Source organism: Paenibacillus sp. GL_099_B (genome assembly GCF_057835695.1).
Genome location: NZ_CM174430.1, coordinates 523,692 through 549,814, shown reverse-complemented (window position 1 = coordinate 549,814; position 26,123 = coordinate 523,692). Strand labels below are relative to the sequence as shown.

The following is a 26,123-nucleotide window of genomic DNA, read 5'->3' as shown; positions in this document are numbered from 1 at the left end:
ACTTATTCTTGAGAAGATTGAAAACATACACAAAGCACCCGGAATTGGGTTCCGGGTGCTTTTCCATGTCCACTTTTAATAAAAAATGTCCAGACAGCTAAAAGGCGCCGATACAATCTCGGCGCCTTTCATCGGAGTTGTATGGATCAACTCCTTTATACAGTTGCTGTTGCACGATTTAGATAAACATCGTTTTGGAGATAATAACCAGCAGGATGAACAGTACGAGAATCGTACCCATGGATCCCCAGCTTCCCCCGCCGTGTCCATAAGATGTTCCACAACCTTGATGATAACCATGCAGCATTGGAGCATGATTGGCATGATTGGCATGATGTGCGTATCCGTAGCCATACCCCGTTGGCATTGTACAACCATATCCGTACCCATGCATTTCATGACCTGTGTACTGGTATCCTTGCATATGCTCATACCCTCCCATATGTCCGTATACGTGTCCCTGTCCGTTCGGTGAATTCGGTTTTACTTCGCTCATTGTTCATTCCTCCTTAACATTTGCCTACACCCCTAAGCTATGTATTTTGCCTACCTCTGGACCGGGCTATGGCCCTACTTTGACAAAATAGGCGTTTTCACTATTCATATGGGCTTGTCCTCAACCTAAAAAAAACCCCACCGGTTAACCGGCGGAGTCCAACATATTATACCCAGAAAGATTTAGTGATGATAACGAGAAGAATGAACAGAACCAAGATGGCACCAGTTGATGTCCAGCCGCCGTATCCTGCGCCTCCAAGTACTTCGCTCATGGAGATTCCTCCTTTACCAATGGTTTAGGTGTTAAGGGTCTGTTAGATGAGGAATGCTTTAGAAATGATAACCAACAAAATGAAGAGAACCAAAATGGCACCAGTCGATGTCCATGCGCCGCCGTATCCACCTACAACTCCACTCATGCAAAACCCTCCTTTTATTTGAGGTACAGTTCACTATATGCAAAAATCACTCGCGAGACCGGGCTTCCGTTAAAAATGGGCAAGGTTACAGTTGAGGTATGACTATGAACCAAAATATACATCCAGTTTCCCTGTTGGCTGTGTTGTCGCCATCCATACGGCGGCCAGGTTATCAGGCGACTGCGTATAGGCTGTGATGTAGTCACCAATGAGTACTGTCGGTACAGGGGAATTACCATTCGGATTGAAAGATGTCGTTGTGAGCCGCCGATTTGTAAATGTTGCACCACCATCAAAAGACTCGGCTACATATACATCCAGTAAAAATCCATTAATCTGATTTGAATAATAGATGACTCGAATTGCACCCGTAAATGGTGATACGGTGATCGAAGGAAAGAAATTCTGTGAACCTGCTGGGGCTCCCGTGATGCTTACCGGTTCGCTCCAAAGCAACCCATCTGGAGACTGGCACATGAACACGTCTGTATATCCATTCCGGGCATCATTCCAGACTGCATAGACTGTACCACTGTAGATACTGTTGGAAATATCTGCAGCCAAGTTCAGATTTGTTTGAACACGAAACGCATAATCGATTACAGGTAAGGGCGAAGGTGCCGGGACTACCGAAGCAATCAGGGTAGACTGATTACTCACTGGAGGCTGAAATGTCGCACCACCGTCGTAGGATATCCTTAGTAATGCATAAGGGCTGTCCGGACCTGTGGTAATATACCCGGCATAGACCTCACCCGTAAATCCAATAGCGATTGTCGCACGATCATGAAACCCTCTAGGACTGGAAATTCGGCTTGGCGTTTGCCAGGTCGCAGCCTGATCCAGGGATCTTTGAAAAAAGATCGATGATGCCGCCGTTGCCAGTGGTGTGTATCCAACATAGGCATTGCCGCGATACGGGCTACCCGGTGTACGATCACACGCTATATAAGGTTCATCATTGTGAACAATGAGACCATATCCCTTGTTTACAAACACCGGGGGAGCCCATGTGAGACCGTCATCCATTGAAGTATAGCTAATAATTGTCCCGTCATTATCCCCATTAAAAATATGAACCGTTACAATAAACGTACTGGGGAATGTGTAATCAATGGTAGGGGCTTCCGCTCCGGCGTATCCCGCAGGTTGTAGTAATGTAGTCGTTGACCAAGTTTGTCCCCCATCAATGGAGCGGTAGAACCCAATCAGTGTCGGCCCAGTACTTGTATCGACTGCTACAACACACATAATGTTAGGCAATAATTCATTGACCGCAATTGACGGTTCGAATTGGTTGCCCCCCAATGCCCCTGTAATATTTACAACTGGCATTTCTCTCACCTCCGTCATATTTGGGTTATGGAATATTCGTAAAGCGGTCCACCCACACCATTTCCGATTGCAGCACACGCTGCATGACATTACCCACGGAATCTAGACTGTAAGCCTGAATAACCGCGCTTGTAGCACTAAAATAATCGCTCTGGACCTCAAAATAATCTGCTGTGTTCAGCGTATACAACAATGTTTTGGACGCCTGGGGAGGTAGCTGGAACAGATCGTGACCAATCGGAATTCTGGCAGTCTGGGAAGTATCCCAGCGAAATACCTGAAGCTCAATATTGGCTGGAATATTGAGAGAATCATTTAAACAGGTAACAATTAATTGTGTGGCACGATCACTCCCCGTTGGAGAGTTAAAGAGGAGACCTGTAGTATAGGGCATTGTAATCCCTCCCTTCCTCATACAACTGCCGACAAAGGTTGTCAGTTTAATATAAAATATGTGATTTCAAGTTAAAAGGCACGGCAAAACTCAGGAATGCTCTGAAGAATCCGCCCTTATTGAACCTAAGGAAATGCAAAAAAATGTAAGCCCCAGATACAGGGCTTACAGTAATATGTAGAACTATTTTCTATTCTCTGCTGACTGCCGTTAATTTGGCCGTGCCTGACGGGAACGGGATGCCAGTTTGTCCTGAACAGATTGCAGCTTCTGCACACTGGAGGCATCCGGTTTGTCACGACGATCGTCGATCTTGACGGAGGTGGAGACACGCTGAGCTCCTGATAGAAACGGTGCTTCATGTAGAGCCGCAATTGCTGTAAATACTTCATTGAGCGGACCTTCGATAATGGTACTCATGGAGGTCAACTGATATGTAATGCCCCGCTGGTTTTCCAATACCTTCTGCATGTCCGCCACATAACTGCTCAAGCTGGTCGTCCCGGTGCCAATTGGAATTACGGTCACCTCTGCTATTGCCATTTTGCTCCGCCTCCCTTGGGCCCCGCAAGTTACCGGTGCCGCTCATTTTTAGTCGATTTTTACCTGTTTTTATTCTACCAGTTGAAGGAGCCACAATTCAAACTGACGTGATGACGTCATCTGATTTGACCAAAAATTTTTTTTGATAAATCTTCAAATCTTCCAGCCCTTTTCCTTTGCGGATTTCTAGCTTAAATGGTATACTCGGAATTACGTTTTACTGTATTGGCCCACTTTACAAACACAATATGTTGGGTTAGAGTATGTTGACAGCTACAAAATGTAGTAACACTAGATTTCTCCGCTTCTATTAGTCACCTTCTGCATTCTCGCGAAAAACAGGATGAAATCACCTCCAAAGGCACGTCCCTGTAGGTGTAAATCGCTTTCTCGAAACAGAGTTGACACGGAGGTTAACGGGGCTGTTTGGACTGCACCCGGTATCCTCAAACTACAGGCGCGTCTGCAATAGACAAAAGCTTACATAAGCACCCTTTTCTGTCGTTATTCCAAACCTTTAAGACAGGAAGGAAGCCAGAGCATCCATGGGCATTTTCAGCCGCGAGGCGGGGAGAATGCTTTTTATATGAGCATGTTCTGTGTTGTGCTGCTTTGTGCTCCTCCGTTGAGCGATTTAAGACGTGACCTGTACCGCCATTTCAGTCCGCAACCTATATCTTTTTTCTCACCGTTAGAAGACACTCAATTCTTTATATAAAGAATTTCTCCAATTTATCTCTTAAACATGCGAAAGCGAGGAATATTCATGCCACAAGTTGTGACCAAGCCGAACAACCGCCAGCTTGCCTTTGATGATATGCGCATCTCGGTATATGCCGACCGTACTCTGGCAGGACTGGACATGCTGGATAAGGAACGTCTGGTACGTGGAGTAAACAGCAAGCTCCGTCGTGATGAAGTTACCGGGGACGAAATCAGCAGTGCTTTTATGATGAGCGCACTGGAACTGGTAACCAAAGAGGAGCCTAACTGGAAATTTGCAGCGGCGCGCTCCCTGCTCACTTCCCTGTACAAAAAAGCGGCTACCAACCGCAGATACAAGTCTTACCCGGACGAACCTTATGGTGCATTCCATCCTCTTCTTGTAGACCTCATAAAAAAAGGCATCTATCGGGAAGAATTGCTGGAATGTTACACCAAAGAACAGATCGACGAACTTGCTGAGTGCATTGACTACCGCAACGATCTGCTCTTCGATTACATCGGCTTGCTTACACTGGCAGAACGTTACCTCGCTCACGATTTTGATGGAAAAGTAATGGAATTGCCACAAGAGCGTTATATGGTTATCGCAATGTTCTTAATGCATCAGGAGCCTGCTGAGAATCGTATGAATCTCGTCAAAGAAGCTTACTGGGCGATGAGCAACATGTACATGACGGCAGCTACACCTACGATGTCCAATGCAGGTAAAAAAGTAGCCGGACAACTCTCCAGCTGCTTCATTGATACCGTGGACGACTCACTCGAAGGCATCTTCGATTCCAACACGGATGTAGCGCGTCTGAGCAAAATGGGCGGTGGCATCGGCGTTTACCTGGGCAAAGTCAGAGCACGAGGTTCGGATATCCGTGGTCACCAAAATACAAGTTCCGGTGTAATCCCTTGGATTCGCCAGCTGAATAACACAGCGGTCAGCGTAGACCAGCTCGGTACACGTAAGGGTGCCATTGCGGTATACCTGGACGTCTTCCACAAAGACATTCTGGCCTTCCTCGACCTGAAGCTGAACAACGGCGACGAGCGGATGCGTGCGCATGACGTATTCCACGGCATCTGTCTGCCTGACCTGTTCATGGAACGGGTATCCAGCCGCGGCGAATGGAGTCTGTTCTGCCCACATGAAACAAAGAAAGTGATGGGCTGGAAAGACGAGAACGGTCGTGCACTCGGACTGGAAGATTTCTACGATGAGTCCTTTGGTGAAGGTGCATTTCGTGATAAATACGAAGAAGCAGTCAACCATCCGCTGTTGTCCCGCATCACGGTTCAGGCGATTGATATCATGAAGCGTGTACTGAAATCCCAACTGGAGACAGGTACGCCATACATGTTCTACCGGGATACGGTTAACCGCTCGAATCCGAATCGTGCACACGGTATGGTATACTCCTCCAACCTGTGTACCGAAATTATGCAGAACCAGTCTGCCACGGTTATCGAAAAGGAAGAACTTGTAACCAAGGATGGACAAACTCGCATCGTGATCTCCAAAGTGCCTGGCGACTTTGTTGTCTGCAACCTGAACTCCATTCACTTGGCACGTGCCGTGCCTCACAATGTACTGGAGCGTCTGGTACCGATTCAGGTGCGCATGCTGGACAACGTTATCGATATTAACAACATTGAAGTGCTGCAAGCCCAATATACCAACAGCCAATATCGCGCAGTCGGTCTGGGAACGTTTGGACTTCACCACCTGCTTGCCCTCGAAGGCATTCATTGGGAGTCCGATGAAGCGGTAACGTATAACGATAATCTGTACGAAAAAATTAACTACCTGCTCGTGAAAGCCAGCATGGAGCTGTCCAAGGAAAAAGGACATTATCCGAAATTCAAAGGTTCCGATTGGGAAAGTGGTCACTACTTCGACCAACGCGAGTACACGTCAGGTGAGCGCGCAGGCGAGTTCGTAACGACAGAACAGTGGAAAGAACTGCAAGCCGAAGTACAGCAAAACGGTGTACGTAATGCCTGGTTGTTCGCCATTGCGCCTAACGGTTCCACGTCGATCATTGCTGGCTCAACAGCTAGTATTGATCCGCTCTATGAGCTGTTATCTTATGAAGAGAAAACAACTTACAAAATTGCCAACCCGGCTCCGGATCTGTCCGAAAAAACAAGCCCTTATTACCAAACGGCGTTCATGGTAGATCAACATGCTTCCATTAATATGGCGGCTGCCCGTCAGCGCCACGTCGATCAGGGACAAAGCTTCAACTTTTACGTTCGACCGGATATCAAAGCAACAGAATTCCTGGAATTGCATCTGCACGCCTGGAGAGCCGGCATGAAATCAACCTATTATGTTCGTAGCCGGGCATTAACGATTGAAGAATCTTGATTTTTTTGCACAAGCTACGTTTTTATCATTGATCAAGATGATTAACTAGATCCACGATGACCACCAGGGCATCCTGTTTTGATTGCAAAATGGCGTTGCTCTGGTTCTTTTTTGCCTAAAATACGATCACAACATCATCAGATGTTGATATAGATGCCACATTACAGCCCCTAATATATATTTTGAAATAATATTACACGATAACGGAGAGGACAGAAAAAAGCTGGAGAAGCGGAGCTAAAAGCTTTCTGAAAGAAAGCTGCATCGGAAGCATACGCTTCGCCTTTATCACCGGATTTCTCCCATTTAGAAAAGGAGTTAAAGAAATCTGGGGATAACAGCGATCGGAAGCTTGTTCTGTCATCGTAGTTATATAGTGTAAATTCATTCAAGGAGTGAACGGATTATGCAATTGCAGAAAATTTTCAATACCGAAGCACCCAACCAGTCTACCCGTATCATTGAAGGTGAATGCTCAGGCATTCTGAACTGGAACGATATTCGTATGCCTCATATGTACAAACTGTACAAAGTACTGCTGCTCAACCACTGGATCGCGGATGAAATCCCAATGTCCAAGGATGCTTCCCAATTTGCCCAATTGGACCCGGAAGAACAACGTACATTCAAAGTCAACATCTCCCTGCTCGCTGTATTGGACTCCATGCAAACGATGTTTGTAGGTGACGTGAAACGTTATTTCACGGATTCCTCACTGGAAGCGATCTCGGCAATCATCGGACAACAGGAAGTTGTACACAACCAATCGTACTCTTACGTCCTGTCCTCCATCGTATCCGATCGGGAGCAAAAGGAAATTTTTGAATACTGGAAACATGATCCGGTGCTGCTTGACCGTAACCGGTTCATCGCCGACATCTACCAAACTTTCCGGGATAACCCGTCTCCACAGACGTTCTTCCAGGCGATGGTAGCCGATCTGGTACTTGAAGGTATCTTCTTCTATAGTACATTTGCCTTCTTCTACAATCTGGCCCGTGACCAGAAGATGATGGCAACTAGCCAAATGATCTCTTATATTCAGCGCGACGAGAACCAACACTGCTACTTCTTCGCTGAAGTGTACAAACAGTTGCTGGTAGACTTCCCTGAACTGAACACACCAGAGAACATGGACTATGTGTACAAAACGATCAACCGTGCCGTTGAACTCGAAACCAACTGGGCACACTACACTCTTAGCAACGTACGCGGGATTGACCTGAACGAGTTGGAAGATTATATCAAGTACATCGCTAACAAACGTTTGCGCCTGATGGGTATGGAAAAAGCATACGAAGGCGTGGATGTGAACTGCATGCCTTGGATCAAACCTTTCTCCGACGAAGCACTGAATGCTACGAAAACAGACTTCTTCGAAGCCAAATCGCGTAACTACGGCAAAGTCGGCGACGATAACGGATTTGACGATCTGTAATTTGATTGATCCAGTGACCGCAATCTAATCAAATACACAACACTCCCCTTGTTGGAATGTCTTGATGGCTTTCTGCTTGTGGGAGTGTTTTTTCTATACGACTGGATAGGATACAATACCCATCCATCCTGAGAGCTTGTAAGATATAATGGAAAAAGGTTCACATTCCCCTATTGAAATGAGGCATAGTGATGGAAAGAGAACTGCTGGAACAACTAAATAAATGGCATGAACAGGACCAGTTCGATCTCATTATTGAACGTATTCAACATATCCCTGAATCGGAGCGGGATTATGAGTTAATTGGACAACTTTCCAGAGCGTATAACAATGAAGGACATTACCGTGAGGCTGTCCAACAGTTACTATCCGTCAATGGGCAGGGAGTAAGTGACCCTCTCTGGCAGTACCGGTTGGGTTACGCTTATTATCATATGGCAATGTATGAGCAGGCACTCAAAGCTTTTGAGATGGCAAACGAGCTCTTGCCCCATGACGAATCGACCATCGAATTTCTCGAATGGACACGGCCCAAAGCTGAAAAAATGCAACAGGATCGACATCGTCATCAAGAGATATTGTTGGAATTGGAGCACAGCGGCAGGCTAAACCACCTCAGAGCCGCCTCCGGGTCCTACGATCCGGTTTCATTCTGGGAACAGAGTGAATATGCATTAGAAAGTTATGTATCTACACCTTTTGACGAAGAGTTGATCCAAACCATTGAACAGGAGCTAGGCTACAAATTACCGGCCTCCTATATCCAGTTAATGAACACACAGAACGGCGGAATCCCTGCACACACCGTTTTCCCAACCAAAGAAGCCACTTCATGGGCCGAAGACCATATCGCCATTACGGGGATTATGGGCATTGCGCGGGACAAGTCCAATACACTGGGTGGAGAATTTGGAAGTCGTTTCATGATCGAAGATTGGGGATACCCTGATCTCGGTGTTGTGATCTGTGATTGTCCATCTGCCGGACACGATGTGGTGATGCTGGATTATCGATTCTGTGGCCCTGAAGGCGAACCTGCTGTGGTTCATGTGGATCAGGAAAACGATTATGAGATTACATATCTGGCGCCTAATTTTGAAGCTTTTATTCGCGGATTGGTTGATGCCGATACGTTTGATCTGTCTGACGAAGAGGATGAAGACTGAGATCGCAGGAGGGGCTTATGACAACCCGTATATATTTTGGCTCCAATAAACTTGGTGATATTGAGCAAGCATCCTTGCAAAAGGCGCTTCATGATTTCAATCTGGGAACACTTATGGATTATAAGCGAACCGATGAAGGTGTGATGGGTCAGACACTTCTTATTCGCTCTTCAGAGGGAGAATATATTCTGAAAGGCAACCCATTATATGCGGGACAACTTCAGGAAGAGCAGTTTTTCGTAGAACAGCTGAGAACTCACACCAACATTCCTGTACCTGATCCATATTTATTATATGAAGATACCGACATATTGGGCTGGAGCTATGCCATCATGCCCCGATTACCTGGAATGCACCTGCATGATCCGTCATTACAGGCTTCACTTTCACAGGAGGATCAGGAGAAGATCGCTACAATGCTTGCCCACTCCTTAGCAGAACTGCACCGTTGGAAGGTCCCTGACGCGGGAGAGTATGATCCTGTAGCAAAACAGATCGTTCCCTTTGCGGGCAAATATCTGGACTGGCTGTACGGGACAATCCATCACTGGCTGCAGGATGCTGCAAAGTACTCCGTGATAACAGACGAAGATATACAGTGGGTGGACGAGCAGTTAAAAAACGCTGAATCTGCATTTCACTCCATGCCTATTCCCGGATTTGTGATGGGAGATTTTAAGGTTGAGAACTTTGTGATTCAGAGGAATGGTGATAGCCTTGCTGCGGACTGGCAGATTACTGGTCTGTTTGATTTTACAACGGCCTATTTCGGAGATGGCACAGCAGACCTAACCAAAATGACAGCCATGTATATACGCGAAGGCCAACCTGAGCTTGTCAAACGATTCCTTCACGATTACCGAGATGTTGTCTGCGCAGCAGATACGGAGCGATACCAGCACTTTGCCACACGTCTTAGGGTGCATCTGCTCTATCAGCGCATTTTGTTATGGGGTGAATGCAAAGCAACAGGCCGAGTGACCTGGGCAGCGGATATGCCTTTTGCACATTGGGCGGAGCAGTACATGGATTCGGTTATTGCTTTGCTGGATTAACACACCAAAAAACCGCCAGAAAGATGAGCCACACTCACTCCTGGCGGTTTTCTCAAACCATCATATATTTAAAGCGGTGATACAACCATATGAATTACGGTTGTGCGACCGGCACTTCCTGATGTTTCTGCAAAAATTCCAGCATCCGCCGATAAACAAGAATCTCATTCGTTTTTCTGGAGAAGCCATGGCCTTCATCATCCAGAACGATATACTCCACGTCTACCCCTTTCCCCTGCAACGCGGCCACGATCTGATCGGATTCCGCCTTCACGACCCTTGGATCATTGGCCCCTTGAATGACCAGCATCGGGTTCACCATCTGGTCCAGATACGTAATAGGTGAATCCTTCGTTAAGCGTTCGCGGTCACGGACCGGATCACCCAGCCAGTTGTCCATCATCGGTTTCCAATCTTCCGGCACAGATTCCAGGAATGTGAACAGGTTACTTGGTCCAAAAATATCGACCGCAGCGCGGAATAATTCCGGGTGACGTCCTGCCAGCAGCAGGGTCATATACCCGCCGTAACTGCCCCCTACCACAAACAGGCGATCCGGTGATGAGATGCCCTCGTCAAACAGCCAGTTTATACCCGCAACACAGTCCAGCCTTGGGCCCTCGCCCCAATCCCTTTCGACCATTTTGCCAAACTCGGCGCCATATCCAGTGCTTCCCCGGAAGTTCGGAGCAAAAATATGATAACCCTGAGCCAGCATCATTTGGAACATCGGACGGAAGAATTTTGCTTCCGATGCCTGTGGCCCGCCATGCGGCCAAAATACCGTGTAACCATTAGCCTGTTCCGGCTTCGCTTTGAAAAAAAGCGCTTCGATCTCCAGTCCGTCGTAGGAGTTATATCGAATGACATCCGGGTAGACGAGATCGCTCGGATCAAGCCCTGTTACCCGATTGTCAGTCAGCGGTTCCCAGGACTCACTACCTGCCATCAACCGATAGATATTATGCGGCTGGATAGCTCCACGCCCCGAAATATACACGTTGCCAGCCTTGGTAACCGTCACATGTTCTACGGTGTCCAGTGGCATGGCCACACGCCGAGGCTGCTCGGAACCTTTGTCCAGCGCGTACATCCGATTCTCGGGACCCGTAAACGTCCAGAAGTATAACGTCTCTGAATCCTTATGCCAGCGGATGATATCCACGTCTTCTCCCTCCACTTTGCACAAAAGACGAAATTCCTGAGTATCCAGCCGGTATTCGGCCACATAGGTGTACGGTTCATTATCATTTGTAATCATCAGAAGCCGATTATTGTCTGCAAATAGGACATACGAGACCTGACTCTGCCGCTCTGAGACCGGAATAATGGATTCTGACTCACCGTTCCGGTACACGTATGCTGTCTGGTAGGTATTGGAGTATACATTCAGGATTACGTAGGATTGTTCATCCGAACTCACAGCAACCAGATTGCTTGTGACCTCTTCCCCCTGATGCAGAAGCTCATCCTCTCCCGTTTCCAGGTTAATCCGGCGTGAATTGAGATAGTTCGGGTTATCCCTACTTGTCATATAATAAAGACGCTGCCCATCGTCGGACAGATGGGAGAAATAACAACGATCATTGGGCTCTGCTGGAACAACAGGAAATGGGACCCCACCTTCCGGTTTAAGTGCATACAGATGATAATTCTCATCTCCGTCCCGATCAAACGCCGTGAGAATATGACGTCCTTCTGGGTCTGGTTTGATAAACTGGCTGCTCTGATTCAAATACGTCAAAGGATATGGGTAGCCACCCGGCAGATCCATCGCCCAGATATTGGGCTGTCCGTTCAGATTGCTGTCAAAAAACAAACGTTTCTCGTCGGCTGATACGGCAAAATGGGAAATCCGATACGTCTGGAAATACTGTTCTACATCCGGTTTGGGAAACTGAATCATGACAAACCTCCTTGAGTATGAACTAAGTATCAAACAGTGGTAAATTAAGGGTGTATTTGTCCATATTATATGTACATCCATTGTTTGCACAATAGATATGTCATATTTTTTTTCCATTTTAGCTCATTCGGTTACGTATAAAAGGTCATATGAGGTTTGTCTTCCCGGTAATAATCCAGCCTTTGCTTCATATTTCCGGTATGCAGTTCGAACAGATGACCATCGGGATCGGTAAAATAAACGGATAACGCATCCTTCGGGTCACGTGGTCTTCCGGGAAGAATGTCAGCCCCAGCTGCTCGCAGCTGCTGCACAGACTCGTCGAAGTCCTCTTCTTTTACGGTAAATGCAATATGTGTATACGTTCGTTCCGTATAGTTGCGAATGACGTCTTCCTGATTTAAAGCGATCCACAGACCGGCAAGTTCGAAATACGCCAGCTTCCGGCCTTTCACCTGAATACGGGCACCGAGAGCCTGCTCATAAAAGGTAATGGACCGTTCCAGATTAGATACGGAAAAGCACAGATGATTAATTCCCTGAATATTCATTTGGCTCCTGACACCTCCACATTTAATGAACTGTTGCAATAGCTACATCCTTATTATGGTATATTTTGCGTTAAAAACAAATGCCCTTCTTCCTCCTGCCGCACCTTCTTCTGGGCGAATGCATAGATTAGGCGTATGAACGAACGTGCGAGGAGGATGTAAAACGAATGAATCCTGTCTATCCTTTTTACGGTGAGAAAACGGTGTGCAAGCAACAAAAGCTGGCTTTCCCACCCCAGCATCAGGACCAGCAGCCAGGTCTGGAAACCCTGATGGTACCTGAACCGATCAGCGAAGATCCTGCTTATATTGGCAGCTGCAAGCTGGAAGGCAAGGTTGCGATTATTACCGGTGGTGACAGTGGAATCGGAAGAGCGGCAGCTATTGCTTTTGGCAAGGAAGGTGCAGATATCACCATCGCTTATCTATATGAACGGACCGACGCCGAAAGGACACGTGAACGCATTGAAGAGCTGGGACAACGGTGTCTGTTAATCGAGATTGATCTGCGGTTAAAGAAAAACTGCGAGGCTGTCATCCGTACGACCATGGAAACCTTCGGAAAGATCGACGTCCTAGTCAACAATCATGGCGTGCAGTACGTACAGCCAAGCATTGTCGATATTACGGAAGAACAGCTGTACCATACGTTCCAGACGAATGTGTTTTCCTATTTCTTTCTTATTCAGGCGGCTCTCCCACATCTGTGCAAAGGAGCATCCATCATCAATACGGCTTCCATTACGGCCTATAAAGGGGAAGTGCAACTGATCGATTACTCATCCAGCAAAGGGGCTGTGGTCTCTCTGACTCGTGTACTTGCCAAATCACTCGCTGCTCAGGGCATTCGGGTCAACTGCGTCGCGCCCGGACCGATCTGGACACCGCTCATTCCTTCCAGCTTCTCCGCTGAAGACGTGCAGGTATTTGGAACCGAGACGCCGATGGGCCGGGCAGGCCAACCTTATGAACTTGCGGCTGCCTACGTCTATCTCGCTTCCCGCGACTCCTCCTATGTCACTGGTGAGTGCATTCATGTCAATGGCGGCGATATGGTAACGACCTAGTCATCTGGAGAACACCTCAAATCTTTGAAAAAATACAATAGCACTGATATGAATGCAACTGTATCATCGCTATTCACGGGCTATGTCAGGTTGGATTTCGGTTTGGCAGCAGGAGATCAGGTTACCTGTTCCGAAGAGGGTTAGGAGTAATTGATCCGGCGAGCCGGAACCTGACATCTTGCGACAAGGAGCTGAACAACCTGATGAACTACGATCCACTCTACCAACCGTATCCGTCTTACCGTGTGCCCGTTTATGCCAAACAAGGCATGGTCGCCACTTCACAGCCTTTGGCCGCACAAGCCGGTCTGGATGTGTTAAAAAAGGGCGGCAACGCCATTGATGCCGCTATCGCCACCGCTGCTGCGCTCACCGTGCTGGAGCCAACGTCCAATGGTATTGGGGGCGATGCCTTTGCCCTCGTCTGGACCGAGGGCAAACTGCATGGCCTGAATGCCAGCGGGCCTGCGCCTCAGAGTATATCGATTGAGGCGCTCAAAGCGGCGGGCTATTCGGAGATGCCGAAGCTTGGGGTCATCCCGGTGACGGTGCCTGGCGCACCGGCGGGTTGGGCTGAGCTGAGCCTCCGATTCGGACGGCTCACGCTGGCGGAAGCGCTGGAACCGGCTGTCCGCTACGCGGAAGAAGGTTACCCGCTTGCGCCGGGGCTGGCCCGCCATTGGGCACGGGCAGCCGATATCTACGCACGCCAAGGCGATGCGGAAGCCGGGCGTGCGTGGTTTGAGATATTTGCCCCAGGCGGGCGTGTCCCGGCCGTGGGCGAGATGTGGCGTTCGCCGGATCATGCGGCAACACTGCGACGGATTGGCGAGAGTGGAGCGCGAGACTTCTATGAAGGCGAACTCGCGGAATGTATTCATTCTTTTATGGCAGAACACGGGGGTTACCTGACCAAAGAAGATCTGGCTGCATTCCAGCCTGAATGGGTTGATCCAATCTCGGTCTCCTATCGCGGATATGATGTGTGGGAGATCCCACCGAACGGTCAGGGGCTGATTGCTCTGGCAGCGCTCAATCTGTTGAAGGGCTTTGATTTTGAAGAAAAGGAATCCGTCCTGGCATACCACAGGCAGTTGGAGGCCATGAAGCTGGCGTTTGCCGATGGAGAAAAATACATTACCGAGGAACGCAAGATGGGCGTAACGGTGCAGGAATTATTATCCGAAGCGTATGCAGACGAACGGCGCAAGCTCATTGGTGATGTGGCACTTCCGCCTGAAGCGGGCGACCCAAGGGCAAGCGGAACGGTGTATCTTGCAACGGCAGATGGTGAGGGCAACATGGTTTCCTTCATTCAGAGCAATTATATGGGCTTCGGCTCCGGGCTGGTTGTGCCAGGCACAGGCATTGCCCTGCAAAACCGGGGGCATAATTTCTCGCTTGATCCCGATCACGCCAACGCATTGGAGCCAGGCAAACGGACATTTCATACAATCATTCCGGGCTTCCTCACACGTGGTGATGAAGCGGTCGGACCATTCGGGGTCATGGGCGGTTTCATGCAACCCCAGGGTCATGTGCAGGTCGTTATGAATACGGTGGACTTCCACCTCAATCCACAGGCTGCGCTCGATTCTCCGCGCTGGCAGTGGACCAAAGGCAAAACGATTCTGGTTGAGCCTGGATTCCCTCAACATATTGCACAAGCACTTGCCCGCAAAGGGCATGATATACAGGTCGCCCTCGATCCGTCGATGTTTGGACGCGGCCAGATCATCTGGCGCAACCCGGACAACGGTGTATTGTGCGGCGGCACGGAAAGCCGGGCAGATGGCTCGGTAGCAGCGTGGTAATACGTTGCAAGTGCAGCTGAATGAGAGCGGGAACGTAACGCTCAGGAATATTGCACATGCTGCGGGAACCGGGAAAACCGTTCATATATATGAATTTTTTGATTCATGATATGTAGTCATTCATCATTCGTTTGGTTTGAGGAAAGGGCAAAGAAGAGATCTAATCGGTCTCTTCTTTGCCCTTTTTTTGTCTTTTTTCCCGTTGACCAGCACGACGCACAGGTTCCGTCGAGAATCTCGCCTCTTCCAGTGTAAATTCCATGTATACTTCATGGGTTTCATCGGAATTCCATTGGGGTTTCGTAAATTTTCATCCTTACCCATTACGGAGACTCTGCTCCCATCCGATATACATAGAGAGGAATTGCTCACCTCACACGTCACCTCCATCTTATAGAAAAGAGGGCATACGCACATGAAAACACAATGGAAAATCAAATTCGGGTTCACCATGATGATGGTTCTGGTTGTTCTGGTCCTGGGAGCATGTTCGGCAACCGATAAGGTGTCCCCGGCAGACCAGCGAACCAAAGTCGGAATCGTTCTTACGGATGTCGGCTTGGGTGATCATTCTTTCAGTGACGCATCTTTTGAGGGATTGGTACAGGCAAGAAACGAGAACAGTATTGTTTTTGATTACAAGGAACCGGGAAAGGATTTGACATCCGAGGCAGCTTTCGAGCAATTTGCGAAGGATAAAGTTGATCTGATTATTGGTCTAAGCGACACGATAAAAACCGATCTGGAGAAGGTTGCTCAGAAGTATCCCGATCAGCACTTTCTCATCATTGACGGGCATTCCGATCTCCCCAATGTGACCTCCATGTCCTTCAAAGCAGAAGAAGGCAGCTATCTTGCAGGTATCATTGCTGGCTTTGCAACAACCGAAGACCATGTAGGCTTCTTGGGTGGAATGGATATTCCGGTGCTTCACGATTTCCAGCAAGGTTTTGAGCAAGGTGTACAGGCAGCCAATCCGGATGCCACAGTCCATGTCGTGTACGCCGGGGATTTCGGCAAACCTGATCTTGGAGGAAAGCTTGCGGCACAGATGATTCAGGAACAACGTGTTGACGTCATTTACGTTGCTGCCGGACTTACAGGCATAGGCTCACTTTCGGAGATTCAGCGATTGGGTAAATACGCCATTGGCGTGGACCAGGATCAGTTCTTTTTAGCAGAAAAAGCAGTACTCACTTCCATGCTCAAAAATGTAGATGTCTCTCTTCATAACGCCATTAATACGTTCAATCAGAACCAACATTCATTTCCCGAAAAAGAAATGTTTTATGGTCTGGCAGAAAACGGCGTAGGTTTAACCGCCCTACATAACATCACACTCACGGACGAACAACAGCAAACGTTCGAAGATTTGAAAGCACAGATCGCTTCCGGCAAAACCAAAATTACCCTAGATCAATAAACCAATTGCTAATATGGAGGCACGCTTATGAAATTGCAGGGAAAGCTGATAATGAATGCCATCGTATCGTTACTGTTATGCCTTTTGCTTGTAGCCTATATCATTATTCAATTGCTGAGCATGAATGCCAAAAACCAAAATTTGGTGCCTGCCATGCTGAAGGTCACTGAGCTGAACGCTAACCAGATACAGACCGAGCAGGCGCTCGATGTGTACTCGTTCTCCATGACAGCTGGCAATCAGGATAATGTAACCCGCTTGCTGAATGAAGGTAAAACCATGGTAAAGCAGCTCACAGAAGGCTTGCTGGAAACGGATGAACAGCTTCGCCTGATCCAATCGATCCAAACCAAATTAACGGCTCTGGACACGGGCGCCACCGAAGCCATCACAGCCATGAACAGTTCGGACGCCAAACGTTTCAGCTCACGGGTCAAAGGCATACAAAATGATATCTATATGCTGGATGAGGTGACCCGGGATCGATATGACCAATATACGGTAGACCTTGAACAAGACATTCAACGGACCTGGCAGATTGCTCTCGCCGGAGCCATCATCCTGCTTGTCGCTGTGCTGATGTTTAACATGTACACTTCACGAAAATTGGCGAGACGCATACGCACATTGAAGGAAGCGGCAGGACAAATTGCGAACGGCGATCTTACACAGCAGCTTCCAGAGACACGAGGCAAAGATGAACTGGATGACTTAAACCGCTCCTTCCGCCTTATGACGGGAAACATACGCAGTATCATTCAATCCATTGGTGCCGCAGGAAACCGTGTTGATGGGATGGCGCAGGATATTGATCGCGGCAATGATACCGTGCAGGCCATTGTGCAGCAAGTATCCCGAACGACCGAAGAACTGTCGATTGGCAGTCAGAAAATTGCTGAGGATCTAAGTGGCACGGTCATGGTCGTGGACAAGATGCAGCATATGTTTGAAAGCAATCTTCAGGCGACTTCAGAATCGGCCATTTATGGTAACGAAGTTTTGAGTTCCGTGCAAGAGGGACACATTGCCGTACAGGAACAGCTTCGACTGGCTGAAGTAAACCGGATTGCCATGTCTGAGGTAGAAAAGACTGTCCAGGAATTGGAGGAGAGCGCCTCCCGGATCGCAACCATGACTGCCTATGTATCAGGCATCGCTACGCAGACAACCCTTCTGTCTCTGAACGCCTCCATCGAAGCGGCACGTGCAGGTGAAGCTGGACGCGGCTTTGCTGTCGTCGCGGGGGAAGTGAAGAAACTGGCCGAGCAATCCGAGCAATCGGTGCAGCATATCTTTGCGGCTGTCGGCGAAATCACAACGGCTATGGGCAAAGTGAAAAACTCTGTGACACAGAGCATTCAGCTCTTTGCAGAGCAGGAGCAGGCCACTGGAAAAACCGGCGAATCCTTCTCCGGAATTCGTCACAGTGTAGAGCGAATCAGCACAAGCATTAACCAGCTTACGGAAGACATGCAGCAGTCCAGTGAACTTAGCGCACAGGTTCAGCAGGCGATTGAAAATATAAGTGCCATCACGGAACAATCTGCTGCAAGCAGTGAGGAAATTACAGCTTCAACGGCAGAGCAACAACGTTCGTTCGCCGAAGCAAGCACTAAGGTGAAAACCCTGAGGGATATCAGTGCAGAGATGCATCAGGAGCTTTTACGGTTCCGGTTGTAGTGGGGTCACAATAAAGAGATGCTCTACCGCAAGTCGGAAGCGACTTCTTTCTCTGGGGTCAACACACTTGCGAATCTAACGAATTGATCATGCCTTAATAGGAGGATTCGTGACAAATGCAAAGTTTAACGAACTTCAGTCTTCAGTCACGTTATTCCGGTTATTCCGGTTAGTCCTGCCACAATTCAGGGGCAAGAGCTGCCGATCGAGGGAATAACGTCGCTGGGATTGGTTAAACCGCGAAACTGTGGAAATTGCAGCTAATAGCATGTGTTTGATTCGTTAAAAGTTAATACCACTAAAAAGGGATGTCCTCGTCATGTTTATGACTAAAATGTACCCCTTGTAAAGGACAATTTAAAAAGGTTAGGCAACTTCAAGCTGCTGTCTGTATCGTGCAGGCGGCAGCTTGTTTAAGTTCCATTGACCTCGATAATGATTGTAATAAATCATGTAGCTTTTCACTTCTTGCTTGACCTCTTCCAAGGTCATACACGTTTTAAAGTTCGTTTCATCTTTAAAATGCCCAAAAAATGATTCTTGTGGAGCGTTATCCCAACAGTTTCCTCGACGCGACATGGATTGTCCCAGCCCCATATTCTTCACAATCTTTTGGAACTTTGGGTTCGTATAGTGAAATCCTTGATCTGAATGAATCAACGCATCTGAGGTGAGGTGACGATGCTTTTTGAGTTGATTCAACGTCTCAATCGCAATGTCCAAACCGAGTGAAGCAGAGACTTCATAAGCTAAAATCTCATTCGTTTCAGCATCTTTAATGGTCGATAAGTAGGCTCGCTTATTTTTCCCATAAGTTAAATACGTGATGTCCGTTAATAGTACCTTGCCTGCAATCCCTTGCTTAAAAGCTCGATTTAACGTGTTAGGACAGGTTCGATGCTCTTGGGTCGCTTTGGCCATACGACGTGCGGGATTAGCTTTTCGAATCGGACAAACGATGTTGTACTTTTGCATGACACGACGAATTCGCTTGAGATTGTATATGACTCCATATTGGTGCTCCAGCGTCATTTTGATTTGACGGGCGCCTTTCTTTCTTCCACGGTAATGGTAGGCTTTCAGAACGATCGCTTTCACTTTCTGATCGTCTTGTTCCTGATTTTGACGATGTAACCTGGCATCTTCGCTACAATATTGGTAATAGCCCGAACGTGAAACTCCAGCAATTTCACAAAGAACATGCACCTTGCGTTGGAAAGGGTATGTATGCATCATCTGTTGAATCAGTTCGAATTTTTGCCGCGTACTTAGTTGGATTTCTTTTTTCTCATCTGCCTTTCGAGTTGATCGAGCTTTTTTAAGAATTCATTCTCCGCTTCAAGCCATTTCATTTTCGCTTCCAAACGGGCATATTTTTCTTCAAGACTTAATTCACGGGTCAGAGAACGGCCTGAAGCGTGTATTCTACCGTCTGTTAATCCAGCAGGTCCTTGTTCTTGAAAAGCCGCACGCCATCGATTGGAAGCCTTTCGAATTCGGGTTGCACCCAAGACGTCAATGGGAAAGCCTGCTTCCTGAAAAATCTCACGGGGAAGCGTACCTTGACTGTATTCTTGAATAAATCGTTCTTTGAACGCATCCGTGTACGTAATAGCTTTAGCGCTGACATTTTTCACATAGGGATTTCTTCTTAACTGATCTTGCTCTTGAGTTGTAAAGCATTTCTTTGACATCCGCTTGACCACCGCTCGTTTTTTATTCATTGTACACAAAAAGACCCTACAAGATGACCTTTTTTAAAGTGTCCATCTTATAGGGTACATTTTAGACTATGGGACATCCCTTTCTTTATATTATGAGTGGTTTATATCTTTGTGCTGTGTGCAGAGGCATTCAGCACATGAAGGACATGTACTCTCTAACTGCACCTATAACACGAGCTCAAAGCGGTGTAAATGCAAGCTTATGAAGTAACGAATGTACCAAGAGCGCGGCGCCAATCGTCCCCATGATTTATAGTGCATCAATGATATCCCCTGCGAGCAGGGATGCCGGATCACCGCGCAGCAACGCGGCTCTCTCTGCTGCCTGGCCGTGTAGAAACACACCAAAGGTGGCAGCCTGCTCCGCGCTAAGCCCTTGGGCGAGTAGACCGGCGATGATGCCGGTCAACACATCTCCCACACCGCCGGTCGCCATGCCGGCGTGCCCGGTTGTGTTTATATACGCCTCGCCGGATGGCGTTGCGATGACCGTTCGTACTCCCTTGAGCACCAGGGTCACGCCCTGCTCGCGGGCGTACCGTGCAGCGTGTCCGATTCGGTCACGCTGCACTTCGGGGGTCGGCATGCCCAGCAGTCGGCCCATCTCTCCAGGGTGCGGCGTCAGGATAGTCGCCGCACTTCGTTTGCCCCAGTCGCGAGGCCCTGTTGGGCCAGCGTCTGCCAGCATGTTGAGGGCGTCCGCGTCGATGACGAGCGGGCGATCCGAATGTTGCCACAGACGGCGCAGCCAGTCAGTGTCGCCTTTGAAGCGGCCGAGGCCCGGGCCGGTCGCGAGCACGTCGCGGCTTTCCGCGAGACGCAGTACGGCGTCCGCGGAAGCCGCGTTCCACTCGCCGCTGTCGCCATCTGCGGCGGCAGCGAGCATGAGCTCGGGCACGGTGCCGATGACATGCGGCAGCAGTGCCGCGGGCAGCGCCCATGTGGCGAGCCCGCAGCCAGCGCGCAGCGCGGCTTTGGCCGAGAGCAGGCCTGCGCCGCTCATCGGCAGACTGCCTGCGGCCAGCAGTACGTGGCCGTAAGTGCCCTTGTGGCCGTCCGGTGCCCGGAGTCGGCCCGTGTCCACGCGCAGCGCACTGCGCAGCACCTCTTCCGTCAGCAGACGGACCGAGGGGCCATGCTCCGGCGCAAGCCGCGCGGGAATGCCGATGGAGCGCACCACGATGCGCCCCGCGGCAGATGCGCCCGGGTACTGCACCAGTCCGCGTTTAAGCAGTGCGAGACATACGGTCACCCGGGCCTGAATGCAGGGCTCATATACCTCCCCGGTGTCGGCATTCAGCCCGCTTGGCACATCGGCGGACACGACCGGCTTGCCGCTGTCGTTCGCCGCCTCAATCAGCGCCGCGTATGCTCCACGCGGCGCCCCCCTCGAGCCGGTGCCCAATAGCGCATCCACGATGCCTGTGCACCGGCTGAAGTCCACGGCTTCGTGCCCGTGGACCAGAGCAGGGATGCCGAGCTGCGCGGCGACATCCCGCTGCACTGCGGCTTCGCCCCGCAGTGACTCAGGCGCATCGGCGTAAACCAAAGTCACGCCGAGCCCCGCTTCAACCAAGTGGCGCGCCGCAACCAGCCCATCGCCGCCATTATTGCCCTTGCCGATCAGCATGTACCACTGCTGATCGCCGGGTTGCTCCATCACGAGCGCCGGATCGGCGATGATGTCGCCACCATGAGCAGGCCGATCCCCGGGCCCGGTGTGCGCCCGCTTCCCATTTACATTGTTCAAGCAGCCATGCTGCTCCGAACGGCGGTCAACATCGTCTTCCCTGCACAGCCGAATAACTTCCTCGGCGATGGCTCTGCCTGCGTTCTCCATCAGACTGGCAGCAGGAATGCCAAGCTTGTGAATCGTATGCTCATCCACAGCTCTCATCTGTTCAGCGGTTACGATAAACAATGTTCATCCCTCCCCGGTGAAATCTTCGAAAATCTGCATCTTCGAATACTTCTACATCTCGCGATGTGCTCTTTATTTTCCCCAAGCTACTTCGCTTCATTATTCTCTAATCTGTTTTCCCCGTCCCTTTACCTAAAACCCTTAATAACCTACCGTAAACCGGGATTGAGTAAACTGCGGATCATCCAGCTCATCCACCAAAGCCGCTGCAAAATCGCCAACGGAAATCGAACTCTCACCCAGATCATCGGTGATCACACGATTCATACCAACCCGGAACAGGCCTGTCCGTCTTCCTGTTGTGATCGTAGCCGCAGGACTCATGTAGGTCCAGTTAATATCCGATGCTTCAATCAGGTTATACGCATCTACATGAGCCTTCGCCAGTGGTTTGACTTCCTCAGGGAATCCTGGTGTATCCATCAGCATTTCTCCAGAATCCGTAAGCAAGCTTCCTGCTCCTCCAACCACAAGCAACCGTCCTGCTTTCGCACGGCGAACACCCTCGATTAGTGAACGTGTAACTTCCAACATCTCTTCCTCCGCACCAAACTTCGGTCCATAGGCACTCACAACGGCTTCCTGTCCTGCTGTAAAATCGGCAACCTGATCCGGGTTAAGCAAATCACCCTGTACCACACGCAAACGCTCATGCTCCATCTCAACCTTCGAAGGCTCACGAACAATTGCCGTTACCTCATGTCCGCGGTCCATTAACTCCCACAGTATCGTCTTTCCAATCGCTCCGGTTGCTCCAAAAATGGCAACTTTCATATCAAATCCCTCTTTTCAGTAGATATCATCTTGTCAACTTACCGTTATTTTAATACTTAATCCCATTGTTATATACCTTAAACGGCTCACGCCATCTTAAACCGTCTGTGCTCACTTGTAAACCATCGCCAACAAATCTCTTCTATCCCTTAATCCAAACGAAAAAAGCCGCTTTATGCGGCTCAACATCAATTCCCTCATATTAAAATGAGGTTCTGGATAATTCCTTCTCTTCACTTTTCGACAACCTGCTGCTTTATGTCGATTCCTATTCCCCTTGTCTCCACCACATGCCTTCCGATTTCGGACTGGTGTAGGTGAAGCCAAATTGAGTGTACAGACGATCGGCAGGAACATCTGCCAGCAGGCTAACCAAGCCACGAGCAGGCACATGTTCGCGCAAATAATTCATGATCTCGTTCATAATCAATTTGCCATATCCTCTTCCCTGCTGGTCCGGGCGCACGGCGATATCCACCACCTGAAAGAAACAACCACCGTCCCCGATGACCCGACCCATGCCTATAATTTCATTTTCTTCACGCAGACATACGGCAAAAAGACTATTGGGCAGCCCAATCTCCGCGCCCTCCTTGCTCATCGCACTGAGACCTGCGCTTTTCCGTAACGCAAGGTATTCTGCTGTTGAGGGCGGTGTATGTTCAATGTTGATCTGGTCCATAGATCATGCTCCCTTCCTATTAAACCTATGATTAAGTGCAAAATAAAAAATTCATGGAAATTACATCTTCTTTGCTTGGGTGCCCTGGTCCTTCTTATGACAGTAAATTCCTACTGTTCCTGCTTGAATTCACGCAATTCCTGTGTAATAGTGAGAGAAAGCTTATGTGAACCGTGTTTCATGCTACGCTACAGTTTTTGCAAAGGAGGAACCATTGTGCTTCAACGCTGGATGCTTGCTCTATTTTCATATCCAGGCTTCGTGGGGTTACTACTCGGAATGATCGCTGTGCTGCTTGGACTCTACGTATGGTCTGCAACTGAGGTCAGACGAAGCCGTGACAGGCGAATGCACGCGATACGAGATACATTATACATAAGTACAACCCTATTGGGACAACTCACAGCCAATGAACAACGAAATGTTGCTATAACGGAACATGAGCACCATGAATTATTAACGGCCATGCTGTCCTGCAGAGCCGCAGTGCATCTGTCTCCACAGCTTCAGGATCAGATCCGCAGCTGTATTATCGATGTTGATCCCGCTCGACTGGCATTGATGCACAGGGCTCTGGAACGAGAGAGTGCAGCATTGTCCGATGAATTGAATCGATCCGTACATCCTGACCATTGGGGAAGAGCGATCTGGAATGTCATCCGTCCAGCTGCCGAGCCCACCGCTGTCGCGGCTGTACTGTACCTAATCGCTGATTTTGTGTTTCGTCAACAAGGTCTGTTGTATCCTTTCTGGCATTCCTGGTTCAATGCTTTGCCATGGATACGCTTCGTTTCCTTGATCATCACGGTGTTCTATGGTTATCTGCTCTGGTCCAGCCCAAGACAGGGTTCATCGGGCACAGTAACCAAAGCACTTGTTACTCTAATTGCCATGTGCTCGCTGCTTCATCTGATCGGACTTGCTGCTGCTCCCTACGCATTGGGATTGCAACTCATCCTGTTCATCTCTGGCTTCAGCCTGACAGGAACGCCTTCTCGCAGTGATCGCCCGTACGCGGGACACACCGATTCGGATAAGGAATTGAATAGCAGTACAGAAGCACATGAGGATGAGAACCTGGATATGGAGCTAAACCTCTATAAACCACGCACATCTGGAGCCATTTCCGAAAAGTGAACCTCTCTGTTAACTTGGTTTGCCTGCATCATCAGACTCAGTTCATTCAAACCCAAAAAAGAGAAGCCCGGAAAATCGCGGCTTCTCTTTTTTGGGTTTCTACTATTTTTTGCATTATGCCTAATTCGATCCTGGATTACATGATGCCTATCCCTTCGCACTTGCATTCGATGAGCGCAGTGAACGGGGTGAGCTGCTTCGTGCAGTGCTGCCGGATTTGGAGGCGCTGCCGGAGGGTGTATTTTCAAAACGCTTGCGTTCGGTCCGCTCCATCTGCACAATCTGGCCTTCATGTACAACGATGTGTAACGAGCCAAACTCCATGTCGTTCAGTTGTCCGGCAATTCGATCCATCCATACCTCATCCACTTTTAACGGCTTAGCCATAGAGCCGCCTCCTCTTCTCGGGCTACTGCCCGCTATAGTCCTCAAGTGCGCTGTCATCCAACCCGACTTATAATTCATTCTTATCCAACCTATATACTTGGTTTATACATTAGCAGGGCTTCCAGTAGCTGTCAATCCGAATTTTCATGAAGTTTAAACAAAATCCATTTTCATCGGAACCCTCTTCATAACCAAGATGATCGGCATGGATACAGGAGTGTTACATCACTTTTCGGGAATCGTTTTATGACCCAACCAGCTCTTGAGCAGCAACGTTGCCAGAGCCAAAATCAGCAACAAGGAGGCGACGGCAAACGAAGCGGAGAATTGATATTCGTTATACAGGATCTCGACATGCAGCGGCAAGGTGTTGGTCTCCCCGCGAATATGTCCCGATACAACAGACACGGCCCCAAACTCGCCCATCGCCCGCGCATTACACAGAATAATGCCATACAACAGCCCCCACTTGATGTTGGGAAGTGTCACGTTCCAGAAGATCCGCCACCCGGAGGCGCCAAGCGTAACCGCCGCTTCTTCTTCCCTCGTGCCTTGATCCTCCATCAGCGGAATCAGTTCTCTGGCAACGAAGGGAAACGTAATGAACAATGTTGCGATGACAATGCCGGGCAGGGCAAAAATAATTTTGATATCATGCTCGGCCAGCCACGGTCCAAACCATCCATTCGAACCAAAGATGAGGACAAAGATCAACCCGCCTACCACAGGCGAGATCGAAAAAGGAAGATCGATCAGGGTGATCATGAGTCCTTTGCCCCTGAATTGGAACTTGGTAATGACCCACGCAGCCGCCACACCGAATATCGTATTGAGCGGTACGGTGATCCCGGCAACCAGCAGCGTAAGTTTCAATGCCGACATTGCGTCCGGCTCGGTAAGCGCGGCGATGTAGACACCCCAGCCTTGCTTTAACGCCTCCATCAACACGATCACCAGCGGCAAGATGAGCAGCCAGATCAGCACCAGACTTGCCAAGCCGATCAACAACCATTTAACCCACGGTGCTTCCGTGGTTGCACGGTTTGGCCCCGGCCCGGTTCGCACACGGGAAGCAGGCGTCAATGGAACGGAACCCGCCATATTCTGTACCTCCTTTTGGTTTA

At 49.0% G+C, this 26,123-nt stretch carries 23 protein-coding genes; 9 read left to right on the top strand and 14 right to left on the bottom strand.

The genetic code is table 11. The annotated features are described in order from the left end of the window. Window positions 1–178 precede the first annotated feature (178 nt). From AC3ITG_RS02655 to AC3ITG_RS02630, 6 genes are all read right to left on the bottom strand, one after another. On the bottom strand, window positions 179–307 hold the full coding sequence (locus AC3ITG_RS02655; RefSeq protein WP_113055317.1) for a sporulation protein YjcZ: 129 nt from the start codon (window positions 305–307) through the stop codon (window positions 179–181). 355 nt (window positions 308–662) lie between these two features. Next, window positions 663–770: a sporulation protein YjcZ gene (locus tag AC3ITG_RS02650; RefSeq protein WP_197521564.1), complete on the bottom strand. Its 108-nt coding sequence runs from the start codon at window positions 768–770 to the stop codon at window positions 663–665. A 42-nt stretch (window positions 771–812) separates the two neighbouring features. Further along, complete coding sequence (locus AC3ITG_RS02645) at window positions 813–917, bottom strand: hypothetical protein (protein WP_017690880.1); 105 nt, start codon at window positions 915–917, stop codon at window positions 813–815. A 102-nt stretch (window positions 918–1,019) separates the two neighbouring features. Continuing rightward, window positions 1,020–2,252, bottom strand: a complete 1,233-nt coding sequence (locus tag AC3ITG_RS02640) for a sialidase family protein (protein WP_413374890.1) — start codon at window positions 2,250–2,252, stop codon at window positions 1,020–1,022. A 25-nt stretch (window positions 2,253–2,277) separates the two neighbouring features. Continuing rightward, window positions 2,278–2,646 carry a hypothetical protein gene (locus AC3ITG_RS02635; RefSeq protein WP_413374888.1) on the bottom strand — a complete coding sequence of 123 codons (369 nt, stop codon included), beginning with the start codon at window positions 2,644–2,646 and terminating at the stop codon, window positions 2,278–2,280. A 210-nt stretch (window positions 2,647–2,856) separates the two neighbouring features. Continuing rightward, window positions 2,857–3,189: an MTH1187 family thiamine-binding protein gene (locus AC3ITG_RS02630; RefSeq protein ID WP_413374886.1), complete on the bottom strand. Its 333-nt coding sequence runs from the start codon at window positions 3,187–3,189 to the stop codon at window positions 2,857–2,859. A gap of 766 nt (window positions 3,190–3,955) precedes the next feature. Here AC3ITG_RS02630 and AC3ITG_RS02625 point away from each other — a divergent pair. The 4 genes from AC3ITG_RS02625 to AC3ITG_RS02610 all read left to right on the top strand — a co-directional run bounded on the left by AC3ITG_RS02625 (window position 3,956) and on the right by AC3ITG_RS02610 (window position 9,933). Then, entirely contained in the window at window positions 3,956–6,274 is a 2,319-nt protein-coding gene (locus AC3ITG_RS02625) for a ribonucleoside-diphosphate reductase subunit alpha (RefSeq protein WP_413374884.1), read from the top strand. Window positions 6,275–6,680: 406 nt separating this feature from the next. Continuing rightward, window positions 6,681–7,712: a ribonucleotide-diphosphate reductase subunit beta gene (locus tag AC3ITG_RS02620; protein WP_024632189.1), complete on the top strand. Its 1,032-nt coding sequence runs from the start codon at window positions 6,681–6,683 to the stop codon at window positions 7,710–7,712. Between the two features lie 191 nt (window positions 7,713–7,903). Then, complete coding sequence (locus tag AC3ITG_RS02615) at window positions 7,904–8,878, top strand: SMI1/KNR4 family protein (RefSeq protein WP_489252710.1); 975 nt, start codon at window positions 7,904–7,906, stop codon at window positions 8,876–8,878. A 17-nt stretch (window positions 8,879–8,895) separates the two neighbouring features. Beyond that, the gene (locus tag AC3ITG_RS02610) at window positions 8,896–9,933 is read left to right on the top strand and encodes a phosphotransferase family protein (protein WP_489252709.1); all 1,038 of its coding nucleotides are present in this window, start codon (window positions 8,896–8,898) and stop codon (window positions 9,931–9,933) included. A gap of 94 nt (window positions 9,934–10,027) precedes the next feature. Here the strand turns inward: AC3ITG_RS02610 and AC3ITG_RS02605 are convergent, their stop codons facing one another. Together AC3ITG_RS02605 and fosB are read right to left on the bottom strand one after the other, a co-directional pair. Next, the gene (locus AC3ITG_RS02605; RefSeq protein ID WP_413374878.1) at window positions 10,028–11,839 is read right to left on the bottom strand and encodes a S9 family peptidase; all 1,812 of its coding nucleotides are present in this window, start codon (window positions 11,837–11,839) and stop codon (window positions 10,028–10,030) included. A gap of 131 nt (window positions 11,840–11,970) precedes the next feature. After that, window positions 11,971–12,390 (bottom strand): metallothiol transferase FosB, encoded by a 420-nt coding sequence (gene fosB / locus AC3ITG_RS02600; RefSeq protein WP_413374876.1) that lies wholly within the window; start codon window positions 12,388–12,390, stop codon window positions 11,971–11,973. A gap of 167 nt (window positions 12,391–12,557) precedes the next feature. Between fosB and AC3ITG_RS02595 the strand changes: the two genes are divergently transcribed. The 4 genes from AC3ITG_RS02595 to AC3ITG_RS02580 all read left to right on the top strand — a co-directional run bounded on the left by AC3ITG_RS02595 (window position 12,558) and on the right by AC3ITG_RS02580 (window position 18,374). Beyond that, a complete protein-coding gene (locus AC3ITG_RS02595; RefSeq protein ID WP_489252708.1) occupies window positions 12,558–13,457 on the top strand; it encodes a glucose 1-dehydrogenase in 900 nt (299 codons plus the stop codon). 203 nt (window positions 13,458–13,660) lie between these two features. Beyond that, on the top strand, window positions 13,661–15,271 hold the full coding sequence (locus tag AC3ITG_RS02590) for a gamma-glutamyltransferase family protein (protein ID WP_489252707.1): 1,611 nt from the start codon (window positions 13,661–13,663) through the stop codon (window positions 15,269–15,271). A gap of 415 nt (window positions 15,272–15,686) precedes the next feature. Further along, entirely contained in the window at window positions 15,687–16,694 is a 1,008-nt protein-coding gene (locus AC3ITG_RS02585; RefSeq protein ID WP_489252706.1) for a BMP family lipoprotein, read from the top strand. Window positions 16,695–16,721: 27 nt separating this feature from the next. Next, entirely contained in the window at window positions 16,722–18,374 is a 1,653-nt protein-coding gene (locus AC3ITG_RS02580) for a methyl-accepting chemotaxis protein (RefSeq protein ID WP_489252705.1), read from the top strand. A 366-nt stretch (window positions 18,375–18,740) separates the two neighbouring features. Here AC3ITG_RS02580 and AC3ITG_RS02575 read toward each other — a convergent pair. From AC3ITG_RS02575 to AC3ITG_RS02560, 4 genes are all read right to left on the bottom strand, one after another. Further along, window positions 18,741–20,068 (bottom strand): IS3 family transposase gene (locus tag AC3ITG_RS02575; protein ID WP_489252704.1). Its coding sequence is split into 2 segments (ribosomal slippage): window positions 18,741–19,699 and window positions 19,699–20,068, totalling 1,329 coding nucleotides; the frame shifts between segments, so codons are not numbered across the junction. A gap of 280 nt (window positions 20,069–20,348) precedes the next feature. Beyond that, window positions 20,349–22,019 (bottom strand): NAD(P)H-hydrate dehydratase, encoded by a 1,671-nt coding sequence (locus AC3ITG_RS02570; RefSeq protein WP_489252703.1) that lies wholly within the window; start codon window positions 22,017–22,019, stop codon window positions 20,349–20,351. Window positions 22,020–22,160: 141 nt separating this feature from the next. Next, window positions 22,161–22,793: an NAD(P)-dependent oxidoreductase gene (locus tag AC3ITG_RS02565; protein WP_489252702.1), complete on the bottom strand. Its 633-nt coding sequence runs from the start codon at window positions 22,791–22,793 to the stop codon at window positions 22,161–22,163. A 268-nt stretch (window positions 22,794–23,061) separates the two neighbouring features. Continuing rightward, on the bottom strand, window positions 23,062–23,475 hold the full coding sequence (locus AC3ITG_RS02560; RefSeq protein ID WP_489252701.1) for a GNAT family N-acetyltransferase: 414 nt from the start codon (window positions 23,473–23,475) through the stop codon (window positions 23,062–23,064). A 216-nt stretch (window positions 23,476–23,691) separates the two neighbouring features. Between AC3ITG_RS02560 and AC3ITG_RS02555 the strand changes: the two genes are divergently transcribed. After that, the gene (locus AC3ITG_RS02555; RefSeq protein ID WP_489252700.1) at window positions 23,692–24,612 is read left to right on the top strand and encodes a hypothetical protein; all 921 of its coding nucleotides are present in this window, start codon (window positions 23,692–23,694) and stop codon (window positions 24,610–24,612) included. Between the two features lie 147 nt (window positions 24,613–24,759). Here AC3ITG_RS02555 and AC3ITG_RS02550 read toward each other — a convergent pair whose 3' ends face one another. Together AC3ITG_RS02550 and cysW are read right to left on the bottom strand one after the other, a co-directional pair. Then, window positions 24,760–24,999 carry a YezD family protein gene (locus AC3ITG_RS02550; RefSeq protein WP_062322628.1) on the bottom strand — a complete coding sequence of 80 codons (240 nt, stop codon included), beginning with the start codon at window positions 24,997–24,999 and terminating at the stop codon, window positions 24,760–24,762. A gap of 225 nt (window positions 25,000–25,224) precedes the next feature. After that, the gene (cysW, locus tag AC3ITG_RS02545) at window positions 25,225–26,100 is read right to left on the bottom strand and encodes a sulfate ABC transporter permease subunit CysW (RefSeq protein ID WP_489252699.1); all 876 of its coding nucleotides are present in this window, start codon (window positions 26,098–26,100) and stop codon (window positions 25,225–25,227) included. Window positions 26,101–26,123 lie beyond the last annotated feature (23 nt).